Consider the following 18,422-nt stretch of genomic DNA (forward strand, 5'->3'; position numbering starts at 1 on the left):
ATGTTCCGCAACGTGCTGATCGTCTGCCACGCGAACGTATGCCGCAGCCCGGTCGCGGAGCTGCTGTTCCGCACGTTCGCCGCGCGCGCCGGCGAGCGCGCGCGGCTGTTTCATTCCGCCGGGATCGGCGCGAACGACGGTGATGCGCTCGACCCCATGATGGCGCGCCTGCTTGCCGAGCGCGGTGTCGACGGCTCCACGCATCGCTCGCGGCGCGTGAGCCGCGCGCTCGTGCGCGACGCCGACCTGGTGCTCGCGAACGAGCGTGCGCAGTGCGCGGCGCTCGAGGCGCTCGACCCGTGCGCGCGCGGCAAGGTGCACCTGCTCGGCAAGTGGGAGCGCGCCGAGATCGCCGATCCGTACGGCGGCCCCGAGGCCGACTACCGCGCGCGCTACCTGCAGATCGAACGACTGGTTCAAGGATGGTTGCCCAGGATATGCTGATTCGTTCGTCCGTTTCCCGTCTCGCGGCGCTCGCGGCCGCGGCGCTGCTGTCCGCGTGCGCGACCGCGCCCGGCAACCATCTCGACACCTCGCGCTTGCGCGACGACGACGCGGCGCCGACCGCGCAGTATCCGGTGCATCTGATCGACGCCCGGCTGATCGTCGCGCAGGCGGATGCGCAGCGCACCGCGCGGCCCGTGCCCGCCGACCGTTTCGCGGACCCCTCGCAGTACGTGTACCGGATCGCGCCGCAGGACATCCTCGGCGTCACGGTGTGGGACCACCCGGAGCTGACCACGCCGCAGGGCCAGTCGTTCTCGAGCGGCGGCAACACCACGCAGACGGTCGCGGGCGCGCTGCAGCAGCCCTACACGAACGCGCTGCCGGGGCAGGCCGACCCCTACGGCCAGACCGTGAACGCGGACGGCACGATCTTCTTCCCGTTCGTCGGCCGGTTGCGCGCGGTGGGCCGGACGGTCGAGGAACTGCGCGACGAACTGGCGGCGAAGCTCGCGCACTATGTGAAGCAGCCGCAGATCGACGTGCGGGTGCTGTCCTACCGCAGCCAGAAGGTGCAGGTGACGGGCGAGGTGCGCACGCCGGGGCCGCTCGCGATCACGGATGTGCCGCTGCGGCTCGTCGATGCGATCACGCGCTCGGGCGGCTCGACCACCGAGGCCGACTTGCAGCGCGTGCGGCTCACGCGCGAGGGCCGCTTCTACCAGCTCGACGCGAACGGCGTGCTCGATCGCGGCGAGATCGACCAGAACGTGATGCTGCAGGCGGGCGACATCGTCAACGTGCCGGATCGCAGCGACAGCCGCGTATTCGTGATGGGCGAGGTGAAGACGCCGGCGACCGTGCCGATGCTCAGGGGGCGGCTGACGATCGCGGATGCCCTGACGGCCGGCGGCGGCCTGCTCGATACCGATGCGAATCCGCGCCAGATCTACGTGCTGCGCGACCTGCCGGCGCAGGGCGGCACGCCCGACATCTTCCGGCTCGACATGACGCAGCCCGACGCGCTGATGTTGTCGAGCCGCTTCCAGCTGCAGCCGCTCGACGTGGTGTATGTCGGCACCGCCGCATCGGTGCAGTTCAACCGGATCCTGCAGCAGGTGTTCCCGACGATCCAGTCGATCTACTACATGAAGCAGATCACGCGCTGAGCGGGTCGGGCCGGCCGGCCCGACCCGCCCCAACCGAGGCGGAATGCATGGTGAATACGCAGGCGAAACATCCGTACGCGGACCTCGCGACGACGACGGAGGAAGAGGACGTCGTGCTCGGCCGGCTGATCCAGGTGATCCTCGACGACATCTGGCTGCTGCTCGCGATCGCGGCGACCGTGATCGCGCTCGCGGCGCTGTACTGTTATATCGCGAAGCCGGTCTACTCGGCGGACGCGCACGTGCGGGTCGAGGCGGGCGACAACACCTCGCAGGCGCTCACGCAGACCCAGACCGGCGCGGTGATCAACAGCGGCCCGCCGACGCCCGCGACCGACGCGGAGATCGAGATCATCAAGAGCCGCGGCGTGGTGGGGCCGGTTGTCGAGCAGTGCAAGCTCAACTTCTCGGTGACGCCGAGAAGCATGCCGCTGCTCGGCGGCATCGCCGCGCGGCTCGCGACGCCGGGCCGTCCCGCGCGGCCCTGGCTCGGGCTCGGCGCGTACGCCTGGGGCGGCGAGCTGGCCAGCATCGACGCGATCGAGGTGACGCAGGCGCTCGAAGGCCAGCCGCTGACCCTGACGGCGGGCGCCGGGGGCGACTACGCGCTCGCCACGGCCGACGGCGCGCCGCTGCTGCGCGGGCGGGTCGGCGAGCGCGCGGAAGGTGGCGGCGTGGCGCTGACGGTCGGCCAGCTGGTCGCGCGGCCCGGCACGCAATTCATCGTGGTGCGGCAGAACGATCTCGATGCGATCACCGCGTTCCAGTCGGCGATCCAGGTGACCGAGCAGGGCAAGCAGACCGGCGTGATCCAGATCTCGCTCGAAGGGCGCGATCCGGACCAGACCGCGCAGATCGCCAACGCGCTCGCGCAGTCCTACCTGCACCAGCACGTGACGAGCAAGCAGGCCGAGGCGACCAAGATGCTCGACTTCCTCAGGAGCGAGGAGCCGCGCCTGAAGTCGGACCTGGAGCGCGCGGAGGCGGCGCTGACCGAGTACCAGCGCACCTCGGGCTCGATCAATGCGAGCGACGAAGCGAAGGTGTACCTGGAAGGCAGCGTGCAGTACGAGCAGCAGATCGCCGCGCAGCGCCTGCAGCTCGCCTCGCTCGCGCAGCGCTTCACCGAGGCGCATCCGCTCGTGCTGGCCGCGCGCGAGCAGCTCGCGCAGCTCGAGGCGGAGCAGCGCAAGTTCAGCGATCGCTTTCGCGGGCTGCCGGCGACCGAGGTGAAGGCGGTGGCGCTGCAGCGCAACGCGAAGGTCGCGGAAGACATTTACGTACTGCTGCTGAACCGCGTGCAGGAATTGTCGGTGCAGAAGGCGGGCACGGGCGGCAACATCCGGCTGGTCGATGCGGCGCTGCGGCCCGGCGCGCCGGTGAAGCCGAAGAAGGTGCTGATCCTGTCGGCGGCGGTGCTGCTCGGGTTGATTCTCGGCACCGGCGTGGTGTTCCTGCGCCGCAACCTGTTTCATGGCATCGAGGATCCGGAGCGCGTCGAGCGCGCGTTCAATCTGCCCTTGTACGGGCTCGTGCCGCTCAGCGCCGAGCAGGCGCGGCTCGATGCGGGGGCGGACAAGAGCGGCGCGCGCATCCGGCCGATCCTCGCGTGCATGCGGCCGAAGGACCTGAGCGTCGAGAGCCTGCGCAGCTTGCGCACCGCGCTGCAATTCGCGCTGATGGACGCGAAGAATCGCGTGATGGTGTTGACCGGGCCGACGCCGGGCATCGGCAAGAGCTTTCTCGCGGTGAATCTCGCCGCGCTGCTCGCGCACTCGGGCAAGCGGGTGCTGCTGATCGATGCCGACATGCGGCGCGGCTCGCTCGAATGCTACTTCGAGACGCGCGGCGGCGCGGGGCTCTCCGAACTGCTGAGCGACCAGGCGCCGCTCGAGGACGCGATCCGCGACACGCCGGTGCAGGGGTTGTCCTTCATCGCGGCGGGCGCCCGGCCGCCGAATCCGTCGGAGCTGCTGATGTCGCCGCGCGTCGTGCAATACCTGGACGGCCTCAGCAATCGCTACGACATGGTGATCGTCGATTCGCCGCCGATCCTCGCGGTGACCGACGCGACGCTGCTCGGCGAACTGGCCGGCTCGACCTTCCTGGTGTTGCGCTCGGGCATGCACACCGAGGGCGAGATCGGCGATGCGATCAAGCGTCTGCGGACGGCGGGCGTGCAACTGCAAGGCGGAATCTTCAACGGCGTGCCGCCGCGCGCGCGCGGCTACGGGCGCGGTTATGCATCCGTCCACGAATACCTGAATGCGTGACGCGCGCGCGTCCGCGACCGACGAGAGACCCTGCGATGAACATCTCCGTGCTCGTGCCGACCTACCGGCGTCCCGACGACCTCGCGCGCTGCCTCGCCGCGCTTGCGCGGCAGCGGCGCGCGCCCGACGAAGTGATCGTCGTCGCGCGCCGCGACGATGCGGCGACCCACGCGCGGCTCGCCGATCCGGCGGTGCGCGGCGGGTTGACGCTGCGGGTCGCCGCGGTCGATGCGCCGGGGCAGGTCGCGGCGCTCAATCGCGGGCTGGAGGCCGCGCGGGGTGATGTGATCGCGATCACCGACGACGACGCCGCGCCGCGCGCGGACTGGCTCGCGCGCATCGCGGCGGCGTTCGGCGCGGACCCCGCGCTCGGCGCGCTCGGCGGGCGCGACTGGGTGCACGAGAAGGGCCGCCTGCTGGATGCGGCGCGGCCGCTGGTCGGCCGCCTGCGGGCGAGCGGCAGGATCGTCGGCAACCATCACCTCGGCGTGGGCGGCGCGCGCGAGGTCGACCTGCTCAAGGGCGCGAACATGAGCTACCGGCGCGCGGCGATCGCGGGCCTGCGCTTCGATACGCGGCTGCGCGGCGCGGGCGCGCAGCCGCACAACGATCTCGCGTTCAGCCTCGGCGTGAAGCGCGCGGGCTGGAAGCTCGTCTACGACCCGGCCGTCGCGGTCGACCACTATCCGGCCGAACGCTTCGACGACGACGGCCGCGACGCGGCCTCGCTCGATGCCGTCAGCAACGCCGCATACAACCTGCACCTGGTCCTGCGCGAACATCTGCCGCCGCTGCGGCGCGAGGCGGCGTGGTGGTGGTACGCGCTCGTCGGCACGCGCGTCTATCCGGGGGTGGCCCACCTGATGCTGGGCGCGCTGTCGGCGCGGCGCGCGCGCCGGCATGCGCACTGGCGCGCGGTGCGCGCGGGGGCGCGGGCCGCGCGCGCGGCGGCGGCTTGAGGAGGCGGCGCGATGCGCGCGCGCCGGCAATGCGTTGCAACCGGAACCGGAGGAGGCGCATGAACGCGACCAAGGTCCATGTTCACTTGTTTCATGGCGCGGATCCGCGCACCTATCGCCGGGGCGACGGCATCGGCTGCCTGTACGGCTATCACCACGCGGAGTCGGCCGAGTTCGCGCTCAGCTACTCGCGCGACGCGCGCGAAGGCCGGCTCGTGGGCCTCGCGCGGCGCGCGGCGAAGGCGCTGCTCGGCTTCGACCTGCTGCATGCGTGGCGCAATCGCGCGGCGCTGCTCGCGAGCGACGTGATCTGGACGCACACCGAGCACGAGCATCTCGCGGCCGCGCTGGTGTTGCGACTCGCGGGCGCGCGCGGCCGCCGGCCGCTGCTGCTCGCGCAGAGCGTGTGGCTGTTCGATCGCTGGCGCGACTACGGCCTCGCGCGGCGCGCCCTGTATCGCTGGCTGCTCGCGCGCGCGGATGTGCTGACGACGCTCGCGCGCGACAATGCCGCGCTGTGCCGCCGCTATCTGGGGCGCGAGGCCGAGCACGTGTACTACGGGCTGAACACGCAGGACTTCCCGATCCGGCCGCCCCAGGCATGGACGCCGCATCGGCCGCTGCGCATCGCGGCGATCGGCAACGACCGCGATCGCGATTGGCGAACCTTCGTGACGGCGTTCGGCCACGACGCGCGCTACGACGTGCGGCTCGCGACCCGGCGGCGCGTGCCGCGCGCGCTGCGCGCGCCGAACATCGCGATCGGGCCGGCGGCGGGCATCGCGCAACAGCGCGCGCTGTACGAGTGGGCCGATCTGATCGTGGTGCCGCTGCGCCCGAACCACCACGCATCGGGCATCACCGTGATGCTGGAGGCGGCGGCGCTCGGCAAGCCGATGATCGTCACGCAGGTCGGCGGATTGCGCGACTATTTTCCGCGCGGCACGGCAACCTATGTGCCGCCGTTCCATCCGCGCGCGCTGCGGCGCGCGGCCGATGCGCTCGCGGCGCAGCCGGCCCGCGCGCTGGCGCGTGCGCAGGCTGCTGCCGCGCGGCTCGAACGCGCCGCGCTGACGACCCGGCAGTTCGCCGAACAGCATGCGCGCCTGACGCGCGCGCTGCTGGCCCGCCGCGCCGGCGCGACCGCGCCTGCCGCCGCGCCGGGCGGAGCGGGCCGATGACGGCGCACGCCCCGCGTCTCGCGTCCGCGCGCCGCGCCGGCCTCGGCCGGTTCGCGGGCGATCCGGTCCACTGGGCCGCGCAGGCGGCGCTGTGGGGCCTCACCGCCGTGCTGATCGCCGCGCACCAGGGCACGGTGCTGACCTACGCGTTTCCGTGCCTGTCGGTCGCGGCGGGCCTGTGGCTGTACGTGCGCAGCCCGGCGCGCTACGTGGGCTTCATGTGGTGGCTGTGGTTCCTCGCGCCCGAGGTGCGGCGGCTCGCCGACTGGACGCGCGGCGCGTACACGCCGACCAGTCTGATCCAGATCGCGCCGCTCGCGGTCACGATGATCGCGGCGCTCGGGCTCGTGCGCCACTACCGCGTGCTGGCCGAGCGGCGCGGCCTGCCGGTGCTGCTGATCCTGCTCGGGCTCGGCTACGCGTACCTGGTGGGCGTCGTGTCGAGCGGGCCGCTCGCCGCGACCTACGATCTCGCGAACTGGATGTATCCGGTGCTGATCGGCTTCCACATCATCGTGCACGCGCGCGACTACCCGGCCTATCGCGAGACGATCCTGGCCGCGTTCGTCGAGGGCATGCTGGTGATGGGCGTCTACGGCATCGTGCAGTTCTTCGTGATGCCGCAATGGGACGTGCTGTGGATGCTCGGTTCGCAGATGAACTCGCAGGGCGATCCGGTGCCGTACGGCGTGCGCGTGTTCAGCACGATGAACTCATCGGGCCCGTTCGCATTCGCGATGATGGGCGCGCTCGTGTTCGTGCTCGCGGCCGACGGCCGGCTGCGCTGGCTCGCGGGCGCGGCGGGCTTCGTCGCGTTCAGTCTGTGTCTCGTGCGCTCGACTTGGGGCGGCTGGGTGATCGCGCTCGCGATCCAGCTCGCGAAATCGACCAACCGGGTGCGCCTGCGGCTGTTCGCGAGCGCGCTGGTGCTGGCCGGGCTGTGCGTGCCGCTGCTGACGGTGGGGCCGGTCGCCGACCGCCTGGGCCAGCGCCTGCAGTCGATCTCGAACCTCAAGGACGATCGCAGCTACGACGATCGCAGCAAGTTCTACGCGAGCTTCGCGCAGACCGCGTTCACCGACGTCGCGGGCGAAGGACTCGGCGCGACCGGCACCTCGACGCGCCTGTCGAGCGACGGCGGCGAGCTGGGCAAGTACGGCAGCTTCGACAGCGGCGTGATGAACGTGCCGTTCGTGCTCGGCTGGCCGGGCACGCTGCTGTATCTCGCCGGCACCCTGTGGCTGCTCGGGCGCGCAGTGCGCGCGTCGTTCGCGCTGCGCCGCGACCGCTTCGTTTCCGCCTGCCTGAGCCTGAGCCTGTCGGTGTTCGCGATGCTGGTGTTCACCAATTCGCTGATCGGCACGGGCGGCCTGCTGCTGTTCATGAGCATCAGCGCGATCTTGTCCGCGGCGCACTGGCGCAAGCTGCAGCGCCGGCACGTCGCGCTTTCGTCGGGAGTCGACCAGTGAGAATCGCCATCGTCACGCATGTCGTGCGTCACAACGACGGACAGGGCCGGGTGAACTACGAGATCGCCCGCGCGGCACTCGCCGAGCGCTGCGAGGTGACGCTCGTCGCGTCGCACGTCGCGCCCGAGCTGCTCGACGATCCGCGGGTGCGCTGGATCCCGGTGCGGGTGGGGCGCGGCTGGCCCTCGAACCTGGTGCGGCAGCAGGTGTTCGCGCTCAAGAGCGCGTGGTGGCTGCGCCGGCATCGCGCCGACTACGACCTGCTGCACGTCAACGGCTTCATCTCGTGGGTGCGCGCCGACGTCAACACCGCGCACTTCGTGCACGGCGGCTGGCTCGCGAGCCCCAGCTATCCGTACCGGCTGACGCGCGGGCCGTGGTCGGCGTATCAGTTCCTCTATACCTGGCTGAACGCGCGCTTCGAGCGCTGGGCCTACCGGCGCGCGCGCGCGATCACGGCGGTGTCGGCCAAGGTGGCGGGCGAGATCCGGGACGCGGGGATCGACGCCGCGCGCATCGGCGTGATCCACAACGGCGTCGATCTCGATGCGTTCGCGCGCGCGCGGCCGGACCGGCGCGCGTTCGGGCTGCCCGAGGATGCGTTCCTGCTGCTGTTTGTCGGCGACCTGCGCACGCCGCGCAAGAACCTCGGCACCGTGCTGCGCGCGCTCGCGCAACTGCCGCCGCACGTGCATCTCGCGGTGGCGGGCTATCTGCCGGGCAGCCCGTATCCGGCCGAGGCGCGCGCGCTCGGGCTCGATGCGCGCGTGCATTTCCTCGGGCTGGTGGGCGCGATGCCCGTGCTGATGGCGTCGGCCGATGCCTACGTGTTTCCGTCGCGCTACGAGGCGATGAGCCTGTCGCTGCTCGAGGCGATGGCGGCGGGGCTGCCGGTGGTGACCGCGCGCAGCGCGGGCGGCGCGGAAATCATCACGCCCGCGTGCGGGATCGTGCTCGACGATCCCGACGACACGGCCGCGCTCGCGCGCGCGCTGGCCCGCCTCGCGAACGCGCGCGACGCCTGCCGCGAGATGGGCCGCGCGGCGCGCGCGCGGGTCGCCGATTTCAGCTGGGCGCGCATGGGCGCGCAGTACCTCGCGCTGTACCGGCGGCTGGCGCGCGGCGCGCGGCCGACGCCGGCCACGAAACCTCAGGTGACGCAGGAGCACGCGCGATGACGGATCCCTCCCCGACGATCAAATCCTTGCAGATCGGCATGCATTGGTTTCCCGAACGGGCAGGCGGGCTCGACCGGATGTACCACGCGCTTGTCGGCGCGCTGCCGGGGGCGGGGGTCGCGGTGCGCGGCGTGGTGGCCGGCTCCGCGCAGGTCGCGACCGACACGGGCGGCGCGATCCACGGCTTCGGGCCGGCGGGCGGCTCGCTGCCGCGCCGCATGCTGGCCGCGCGGCAGGCGCTGCGCGAGGTGGTGCGGGTGGAGCGGCCGGACGTGGTGTCGTCGCATTTCGCGCTCTACACGTTCCCGGGCCTCGACGTCACGCGCGGCATCCCGCAGGTCTCGCATTTCCAGGGGCCGTGGGCGGACGAAAGCCAGGTCGAGGGAGCGGCCGTGCTCGGCCGCCGCGCGAAGTACTACGTCGAGCAGACCGTGTACGCGCGCTCGACGCGGCTGATCGTGCTGTCGCGCGCGTTCGGGGAGATCCTCACGTCGCGCTACGGGATCGATCCGGCGCGGGTGCGGGTGGTGCCGGGCTGCGTCGACACCGCGCAGTTCGATGTGCCGATCACCACGGCGGACGCGCGCCGCCGGCTGCAATTGCCGCCCGATCGGCCGATCGTGCTGGCGGTGCGACGCCTCGTGCGGCGGATGGGGCTGGAGGATCTGATCGACGCGATCGACATCGTGCGCCGGCGGTGTCCGGACGTGCTGCTGTTGATCGCGGGCAAGGGGCCGCTCACGGCCGAACTGAAGGCGCGCATCGACGCGGCGGGGCTCGACGGTCACGTGACGCTGCTCGGCTTCGTGCCGGACGCGCATCTGGCGACGCTGTACCGCGCGGCGACGCTGAGCGTCGTGCCGACCGTCGCGCTGGAAGGCTTCGGGCTGATCACGGTGGAATCGCTGGCGACGGGCACGCCGGTGCTGGTCACGCCGGTCGGCGGGCTGCCGGAGGCGGTGGCGGGGCTGTCCGACGCGCTCGTGCTGCCGGGCGGCGGGGCGGGCGCGATCGCGGAGGGCGTGCGCGATGCGTTGTCGGGCGCGCTTGCGTTGCCCGATGCGCGCGCGTGCCGCCGTTACGCGCGCGAGCATTTCGACAATGCGGTCATCGCGCGGCGCGTGGCGGGGGTGTACGAGGAGGCGATCCGGGCGGCGGGGTAGGTGGGGGCGGCTTGGTAGGGGGCGATCGAGGGAGGCGCGGCGGGTCGTGGCGGCCGGACGGAGTGATGTTTCGGTGAGTGAGCCGATGCGCGCCCGCCGCGATCCGGCCTGGGGCATGGGCGCGTTCGGCACGCCGCTTGCCGGACACGATGCCGAATAGAGCCGCTTCTCGGCCATGATTCGGGCGCGGACGCCGAGCGATTCCGCGGGACGGGATCAGGACGCATTTGAGCGCCGGCTTGAGGCGATGGAAGGCGAGGAGCGCAGGGTGGCGTGGCCGGGCCGCCGGCCCAGAGAGGCGTGCGCGGGGATTGGACACGTCGATTGCGCGGGGCTGGAAGCGAACTTCCTTGTGTTCATTGACCTGGATTATTACGAATCACAGTGGAGTGACGCTTTCATGGCGCTGAACATTGCTCGCGGCGATATTTTTCTGTCAGTTTCTACAGCTTGCCAAAAGCATATAGTTGTAGTTAATATTACCGATTATTACGATCTGATTGGATCTTGGCTGCAGTGTGCCATTGAAATTGATGTGCACATCACGAATTAACTTTCAATCGCCTTTCAATTGCAGCATATAACTACAAGGCGTGTTGATTCGCGAGCGGGCGCAATGCGTGCCGCTGGTTGCCAAAAAGATCTTGTTTGCCACCTTCCGCGTTGCGGAAGGAATCCGAGGGCCATTTCAAGATGTTGTTGATTGCAGCGGCGGGCAGCGTAGCTGTCCGCCGCTTCTTCTTTTGCGCGTTCGCCACGGGGGTGGGCGGCGCGAATCCCTTCGATCGAGGTTCGGCGTCGTGCCGTGCGCAGCGCATGGCGGACGGGCCGCGCGTGCGGCTATGGCAGGTCGGCGGGCGATCTACCGGGGTGGGCATTCCGAGGGCGGGGAATGGGCATCGCTGGTTCAGGTGCGGCGACGTGTGAACGTCCGTGCGCGGTTCGTTCAGCTTATCGCTTCGAGTCACTGCCTATTCCATCATCGATTCATGATTTTCATTTCAAGCATCGCGCGCGCGTTCTCGCGCGCCTTTGTCGCGTGGGCCGTGCTCGGCGCGGCGAGCGTGGGGCTGTCGGGTTGTCAGTTGCTGGCGGCTCCGGTTGCCGGCGCGATGACGCTTGCCAACGTCATGGATCAACGTTCACAGAACCGGCATGCGAAGCGGATCTGGGATGACGAGCGGGCTTATGTGAAGACGCTTCAGGCGAACGGCGATCCGCTGGGGGATTACCTGTATGCGATCGGGAATGCGCAAGGGTGGATCAAGGACACCCGCGATCCGGTGGAGATCGTCGGTTGGCTCCAGAAAGCCGCGGATAGGGGTTCCAGCGATGCAATGATCATGTTGGGGTTCTACTACTTCGATGCGGTCATCCCGTTAGACGGAAATTTCAAGCGTTTGTCGGCAGACAAGGTTGACCGGGTACTCGGAGAAAAGCTCGTGCGCGAGGGGGTTGCACGTCGCTGTACGTATGCCGTGCCGAGCCCCTCCGGGGAATGGGTTCGCCTTGAATACACGTCGGCTGCGCGGTGGATGGCGATGGTTTATCGGAACGGGATGGACGAAAAGGTCGGACCTCACGAATACCGGATAGTCATTCCAAAAAATCTGGCTCTCGAGCAGGAATGGCTCGACATCGACGTACAGTGCCGCGCAACGGCGTTTATTGGTTAAACATGGATCAAAGCAAAGCATGCGTAAGGATTCCAGACGAATGTGCGGAACAGGGCGCAATGTGATGAGGCACGCGTTGTCGGCTATCGCTTCGCCCGTCATGTTGGCCATGACAGTAGCGCTATCCGGCTGCCAACTGGCAGCCGCGCCGGTTGCCGGCGTGATGACGCTCGCCAATGCGGCGGACCAGCGGTCGCAGAACCGGCACGCGAAGCAGCTGTGGGATGACGAGCGCGCGCGCGTGAAGGCGCTGCAGGCGAGCGGGGACCCGATGGGGGACTACCTGTATGCGATCGGCAATGCGCAAGGCTGGATCCAGGATACGAACGATCCGGTAAAAATCGTTGAACTGCTGCGGAAAGCTGCCGACAAGGGTTCGAGCGACGCGATGATCATGCTTGGCTTCTATTACTTCGACGACACGATTCCGCTGGATGTGGGGGTTGCTCGCTTGCCCGGCAGCATGGTGGATCGAGCGCTTGGGGAGAGCCTGATCCGAGCCGGCATCAAGGTGCGCTGCACCTATGCTAGACCGGTCGCGCGACGGGACGGCGTGTATCTGAAATATGCGTCTGCCGCGGCGATCATGAAATACGCCTACCGTGACGGTGTCTATAAAACGGACGCATCGAGCCGGACTAGCGTGGTCCTGGTACCTAGGAATCCTCACCTGGAGAGAGTGTGGAGCGAGTTGGACGACCAGTGTCGTGCCACTGCATTCATTGGGTAAATATCTAAACAATAACTTGTATGAACAACAAAACAATACCGGATCAAGCCGTGGGAATGAAGATTGCGGCGTGGGCATATCCGAGGGCCAAGAATGCATCGCCGGACGAACATACGATGGATGGGGACTGGGTTGATATCCGCGAAATCGGGGATATGGAGCAGTATCTGAAAGAAGGATATGGAGATCAGTTCAACAGTGGCGGTACGCTCGAAAATCGTTTTGCGGTTGCACTGAATCGGGAGACGAAACAGATCGTCATCGCCTTCAAGGGTTCAGACGCATTGTCGAACTGGGTTTCCGATCTGACCAACGGCGGCGCGAGCGAATACCGGAAGATCGTCGATCAGGCGCAGTCGGTGTACGACAGCGTGAAGGGTCTCGAGATCTTCAAGGGCTACACCTTCTCCACCACCGGCCACAGCCTCGGCGGCAGCATGGCGCAGATGTTCGCGCTGAAAAACGGCCTCGACACGCAGGTCTACAACAGCCTGCCGCTCGCGAAGTCGCTGATCGACGCCGGCTATTTCGGCAATCGCAACATCGGCGAAGTCATCGCCGCGTATCAGTCCGCCGGCCACGTCGCGTCGGATGTGCGCATGCCCAACGACATCGCGACGTTCTTCTACCAGGCGCCCGTGTGGGGCCCCTACCTGTCGCAATCGATGTCGCAGCCCGTCACCTACCTGCCGGGTGCGTACTTGCCCGTGGCGGCCAAGACGATCGCGATCACCGGCCTGCTGCCGTTCGCGCTGCCCGCCTTCGGGATCGACCACACGATGGGCGCGATGTTCGACGCCGCGGCCGGGCTGAGCATCGGCGCGGACGGCCGCTTCGCGCTGCCCGCGGGCGACACCAACGGTTTCGTGGCGGTGCCGGCGTCGGCGCGCGAATACCTGTCGAATCTGAGCACGAGCCCCATCGCGAACGTGCAGTCGGGCCTCGACAACAGCTTCACGGTCACGCGCCAGGACGGCTCGCAGCAATGGCTGAAGGTCGACGCCGCAACGGGTGACACGCTGCTCCAGCAGGCGACCCCGCTCGGCGTGAGCGAACTGACGATCCACCGCAACGGCGCATACACCGAAGTCACGCGTCGCCAGGACGGCGCGTTCGGCGAACACACGGTCAGCGCGCTCGGCGACATCGTCGGCTATCGCCCGCTGCTGCCGAAGGGCATCGCGCTGGCCCCGGACCAGTTCTATGTCGACGCGTCGACCAACAACCTCGACACCGTCTCCGCGCTGACGGGCATCTCGGTATCCACGCTGATGGGCGTGAACGGCGGGCTCGGGCTGTCGTCCGGCGCGCAGGCGATCGGCGTCGGCAAGATCATCCAGCTATCCGCGCCGACCAACCTGATCAACATCGACATCAACACGAATCCGCAGCCGCAATCCGGTTCGCTCGGCGAGGGCAAGGCCGCGCAGGACGTGCGCAACGGCTTCGTGCAGAACAGCGCGACCAGCAAGATCTCGTTCTCCGACAACACGCTGAACCGCACCGACTTCGCCTCCGCGCAGATGGGCAGCCTCGCGTCGGGCGGCATCCGGCCGGGTGAGTTCCAGCTCGATCCGAACGCGAAGCCGGGCGCGTATCTCGGGCAGTTCTACACCGATCCGGGCGCGACCGGCCGGCCCAACGCGAGCGGCCTGAACGCAGCGGTGCTGAACGGCCTGTCGGCGATGACCACCTTCAACACCTACATCGATCCGATCCTGCTCGACCTGACCGGCAACGGCGCGAAGACGACCGGCATCGAGGACGGCGTGCTGTTCGACGTCGATCACAGCGGCACGCTCAAGCGCACCGGCTGGGCCGACGCCGGCACCGGGATGCTGGTGGTCGACGCGGGCGGCGGACAGATCACGAATGCGAGCCAGATGCTGTCCGAGTACTTCGGCGGCGCGGCGGGCGCGAACGGCGCGGCGGGCCAGGCGCGCTTCAAGGACGGCTTCGGCGCGCTCGACAGCGTCGATGCGAATCACGACGGCGTGCTCGATCGCAACGATCCGAGCTGGTCGACGCTGCGCGTGTGGGTCGACGCGAATCATGACGGCAAGTCCGCGCCGGGCGAACTGAAGACGCTCGACGCACTCGGCATCACGCAGATCCAGGTGAAGCCGGTCTCGCGCAGCGCGGGCGAGACGCAGAACGGCAACGAGGTGCTCGGGCGCGGCACCTTCACGATGAACGGCGCGACGCGTCAGATGATGGCCGTGAACTTCCTCGCCGATCCGGTGGGCAACACCTTCACGGCGGTCGACGGCGGCGCGAAGGTCACGTCGACGACGGGCGGCGCGACCCGCACCGCGTTCACCAGCGCGGCGACCGCGAGCGAGACGCTCGACGCGGCGAAGCTCGGCGTCGACAACGTCTACGCCGGCAGCGGCGACACGACGCTGATCGCGGCGCCCACGGGCAGCTGGCTGGTCGGCGGCGGCGGCCACAACACCTATGAAGGCGGCGCGGGCGACGATGTGTTCGTGATCAGCGCGCGCGACAATCCCGACCGGATCCACGGCAACGGCGGACGCGACACCGCGATCGTGGTCGGCGACCAGGGCGTGACGCTGAATCTCGCGCACGCGGGCCTGACGATCGCCGAAGGCGGGCGCGGCGACGACGTGCTGGTGAGCGGCGGCAACCGCAGCGTGTTCCTCAAGGGCGGACAGGGCAACGCGACGCTGATCGGCGGCGGCGGCAACGACGTGCTGGTCGGCGGCTCGGGCCACAACACGATCGTCGGCGGCAGCGGCAAGGCGGTGATCTACGCCGGGCCGGCGGGCGACACGATCTATGCGTCCGCCACGGGCAGCGTGATCCACGCGGGCGGCGGCGCGGACCGCATCTTCGGCGGCGCGGGCGACGACGTGATCGAGGCGGGCCACGGCAACGCGTCGATCGACGGCGGCGGCGGCACCAACGTCGTGACGCTGCACGGCAGCCACGGCGACTACACGATCACGCGCACCGACGGCGGCTACACCGTCGCCGACCATCAGGCCGGCCGCGACGGCACGCTGACGCTGAAGAACGTGCAGAAGCTCAACTTCTCGGACATCTCGGCCGTCGATCTGACGCTGCCGAACCCGATGCCGGTCAACGATGCGCTGCGCGTCGACCAGGCGGGGCAGGCGTTCGACCATACGCGCGCGCACCTGATCGCGGCCGCGCAACTGCTCGCGAACGACCAGCGGCTGAACAGCCAGGGCGCGCTGAAGCTCGTCTCGGTCGGCGACGCGGTGGGCGGCACGGTCGCGCTGACGCCGGCGGGCGACGTGCTGTTCACGCCCGATGCGACGTACGCAGGGGTGATGAGCTTCAAATACGGCGTGACCGATGCGGCGGGCAACCCGGCCGCGACCGTGGTCGACCTGAACAGCGGCAAGACCGCGCCGATGCGCGCGACCGTCACGCTGTCGACGCCGGACATGCCGGCCGATCCGCTCGCGGCGCAGGAGTGGTATCTGAGCGACGCGAACGTGATTCCGGTGTGGCGTGACTACACCGGCAAGGGCGTGCGCATCGGCCAGTTCGAGCCGGGCGGCGAATTCTCGACGGGGCCCGAGATCCTCGACCTGCATCATCCGGATCTCGCGCCGAACATCGATCCGGCCTGGCTCGCGACCCAGCAGGGCAACGGCACGCTGCCGCAGGCGGTGTCGAACCACGCGACGATGGTCGCGGGCGTGATGGTCGCGGCGAACAACGGCCAGGGCGGCGTCGGCGTCGCCTATGACGCGACGATCGGCGGCCACTATCTCGCGAACAACGGCGCGGACCTGAGCGGGCTCGGCCACATGGTCAGCTACGACATCGCGAACAACAGCTGGGGCTTCACCAACGATTTCGCGCTGAGCAACTTGCAGAAGGGCAGCATCAACACCGAGAGCGCGCTGCTCGCGAATGCGCAGTACGCGGCGGACGCGGGCCGGGGCGGCCTCGGCACGGTGATCGTCGCGGCGGGCGGCAACGCGCGCGAGAAGGGCGGCAGCGCGCAAGGCTCGCTGACCGGCAACAACCGCTTCACGATCGAGGTCGGCGCGATCAACGCGCAGAGCGACCTGTCGACGCTGCAGCTCGGCTCCGCGCCGTTCTCGAATCCGGGCGCGAGCCTGCTCGTGTCCGCGCCCGGCAGCAATGTCGTGTCGACGAGTCACATCCTGGAGACCGATCGCGGCTCGACCTTCGGCAGCCAGTACAGCGACATGCAGGGCACGAGCTTCGCGACGCCGATCGTGTCGGGGGTCGTCGCGCTGATGTTGCAGGCGAATCCGAATCTCGGCTATCGCGACGTGCAGGAAATTCTCGCGTTGTCCGCGAAGGGCGTGCGCGACGGCGCGACGCAGTGGCGCGACAACGGCGCGCGCAACTGGAACGGCGGCGGCATGCATGCGAGCCACGACTACGGCTTCGGCGAGGTCGACGCGCGCGCGGCCGTGCGGCTCGCCGAATCGTGGGCGAAGCAGGGCACGGGCGCGAACGAACGCGTCTATGCCGGCACGAGCGGGCCGCTCGGCGCGACGGTTGCGTCGGGCGCGACCGCGCGCGCGACGCTCGCGATGCAGGCGGGCCTGTCGGTCCAGCACGCGGAGATCGATTTCGACGCGGAGGTCGGCCGGCTCGGCGACCTGACCGTGAAGCTGATCTCGCCGGACGGCACCGAGAGCATCCTGCTCGACCGCGCGGGCAAGGCGCCGGCGGGCGCGCCGGGCGCGAGCGCGGCCGATGCCGGCAGCACCCGCTCGGGAAGCTTCCGCTATACCTTCATGTCGACGCACGACTGGGGAGAGCGCTCGGCCGGCAACTGGACGCTCGAGGTGACCGACGCGGCGAACGGCCTGCCGGTCAAGCTCAATCAGTGGTCGCTGCGGCTCTACGGCGACCGCGCGAGCGCCGACGATACGTACTACTACACCGACGAGTATCGCGCGCAGGCGGCCGCGAATCCGGCGCGCGCGATCCTCGACGACGCGGCGAACGGCACGCGCGGCGGGCGCAATACGCTGAACGCGGCGGCGGTGTCGGGCGACACAACGGTCGATCTGACGACGGGCGTCGCGAGCATCGGCGGCGCGGCGCTGACGATCCGCGACCCCGGCGCGATCCAGAACATCGTGACGGGCGACGGCAACGACCGGCTCGTGGCGGGCGCGGCGGACGCGCTGCTCGACGGCGGGCGCGGCGCGAATACGCTGGTGGGCGGCGCGGGCCGCGATTTCTTCGTCGTGCATCGGCGCGCGGGCGGCCTCGATACGATCGAGAACTTCGACGCCGCGCGCGGCGAGACCATCGACCTGGTCGGTTTCGCGGGCCGGAAATTCGGCGATCTCGCGCTGACCCAGCAGGGCGCGGACGTGCAGATCGCGCTGGGCGACGGGCAGCGCATCATCGTCAAGGGGCAGCAGGCCGCGGCGCTCGATGCCGGGCGCTTCCTGTTCCAGGACAGCTTCATCGCGCCCGCGCACTACGTCGACAGCGCGGCGGGCGATGCGGCGCTGCCCGTTGCGGGCGGCACGGTGGTGCTGAACGGCGGCGCGCGCGGCGTGAGCTATTCGAGCGATGCGAACGGCCGGCTGGTCGCGTCGCTCGCGGGCACGGTCTACAGCCACGATGCGGCGAGTTCGGATACTTTCGTGATCGCGCATCAGGACGGCGTGTCGAGCTATCACAACGCGCTGCGCGGCTTCCGCCACGGGATCGACAAGCTCGACCTGAGCGGGACCGGCGTGACGCGCTTCGACGATCTCGTGATCGCGCAGCAGAACCGCGCGACGATCAACGGGCTGTCGCAGATCCACGGCGTGAGCCTCGGCAGCAAGTCGCTCGGCACGGCGGCCGCGCCGCTCGAACTCGTGTATCTCGATGCGCTCGATCCGGCGCAACTGGGCGAGGGCGACTTCATCTTCGCGACGCCGACGCCGGATCACGCGGGCGTCGTGACGAAGCCGCCGGTCGCGGTCGATCCGTCGGGCGGCGATCCGTTGGGCGGCAATCCGGTCACGCCGGTCACGCCGGGCACGGGTAACCCGGTGCCGCCGATCGAGTGGCCGCCGGTGAAGATCCCGACGATTCCGACCACCCCCCCGGTCAAGGTCGATCCGATCGGACTGCCGCCGGTGACGATGCCGACCGGGCCGACGATCCCGCCGGTGAAGCTCGATCCGATCGATGTGA

At 69.4% G+C, this 18,422-nt stretch carries 12 protein-coding genes; all 12 read left to right on the top strand.

Annotated features, from left to right (window positions below; translation table 11 throughout):
• Positions 1–444, top strand: coding sequence for a low molecular weight protein-tyrosine-phosphatase (locus AC1RQF_RS25070; RefSeq protein WP_273998404.1), 444 nt, complete (start codon positions 1–3; stop codon positions 442–444).
• A complete protein-coding gene (locus AC1RQF_RS25075) occupies positions 438–1,613 on the top strand; it encodes a polysaccharide biosynthesis/export family protein (protein WP_492873194.1) in 1,176 nt (391 codons plus the stop codon). The genes AC1RQF_RS25070 and AC1RQF_RS25075 overlap by 7 nt, the downstream gene beginning before the upstream one ends.
• A 47-nt stretch (positions 1,614–1,660) precedes the next feature.
• On the top strand, positions 1,661–3,886 hold the full coding sequence (locus AC1RQF_RS25080; RefSeq protein ID WP_492873195.1) for a polysaccharide biosynthesis tyrosine autokinase: 2,226 nt from the start codon (positions 1,661–1,663) through the stop codon (positions 3,884–3,886).
• Between the two features lie 35 nt (positions 3,887–3,921).
• Entirely contained in the window at positions 3,922–4,845 is a 924-nt protein-coding gene (locus AC1RQF_RS25085) for a glycosyltransferase family 2 protein (RefSeq protein ID WP_273996668.1), read from the top strand.
• 59 nt (positions 4,846–4,904) lie between these two features.
• On the top strand, positions 4,905–6,026 hold the full coding sequence (locus AC1RQF_RS25090; RefSeq protein WP_273996667.1) for a glycosyltransferase: 1,122 nt from the start codon (positions 4,905–4,907) through the stop codon (positions 6,024–6,026).
• The gene (locus AC1RQF_RS25095; protein ID WP_273996666.1) at positions 6,023–7,495 is read left to right on the top strand and encodes a glucose-6-phosphate isomerase; all 1,473 of its coding nucleotides are present in this window, start codon (positions 6,023–6,025) and stop codon (positions 7,493–7,495) included. The genes AC1RQF_RS25090 and AC1RQF_RS25095 overlap by 4 nt, the downstream gene beginning before the upstream one ends.
• A complete protein-coding gene (locus AC1RQF_RS25100) occupies positions 7,492–8,673 on the top strand; it encodes a glycosyltransferase family 4 protein (protein WP_273996665.1) in 1,182 nt (393 codons plus the stop codon). Before AC1RQF_RS25095 ends, AC1RQF_RS25100 begins: the two co-directional genes overlap by 4 nt.
• Complete coding sequence (locus AC1RQF_RS25105) at positions 8,670–9,836, top strand: glycosyltransferase family 4 protein (protein WP_492873196.1); 1,167 nt, start codon at positions 8,670–8,672, stop codon at positions 9,834–9,836. The genes AC1RQF_RS25100 and AC1RQF_RS25105 overlap by 4 nt, the downstream gene beginning before the upstream one ends.
• A 247-nt stretch (positions 9,837–10,083) precedes the next feature.
• Positions 10,084–10,389 (top strand): hypothetical protein, encoded by a 306-nt coding sequence (locus AC1RQF_RS25110; protein WP_492873197.1) that lies wholly within the window; start codon positions 10,084–10,086, stop codon positions 10,387–10,389.
• A gap of 436 nt (positions 10,390–10,825) precedes the next feature.
• Entirely contained in the window at positions 10,826–11,512 is a 687-nt protein-coding gene (locus AC1RQF_RS25115; protein WP_492873198.1) for an SEL1-like repeat protein, read from the top strand.
• Between the two features lie 19 nt (positions 11,513–11,531).
• Entirely contained in the window at positions 11,532–12,242 is a 711-nt protein-coding gene (locus tag AC1RQF_RS25120) for a hypothetical protein (RefSeq protein WP_492873199.1), read from the top strand.
• A gap of 284 nt (positions 12,243–12,526) precedes the next feature.
• Positions 12,527–18,422, top strand: a 5,896-nt coding sequence (locus AC1RQF_RS25125; RefSeq protein WP_492873200.1) for an SPM autocatalytic domain-containing protein, incomplete at its 3' end; no start/stop codon positions are given.

This window comes from Burkholderia sp. GW821-FHT14F03 (assembly GCF_058803765.1).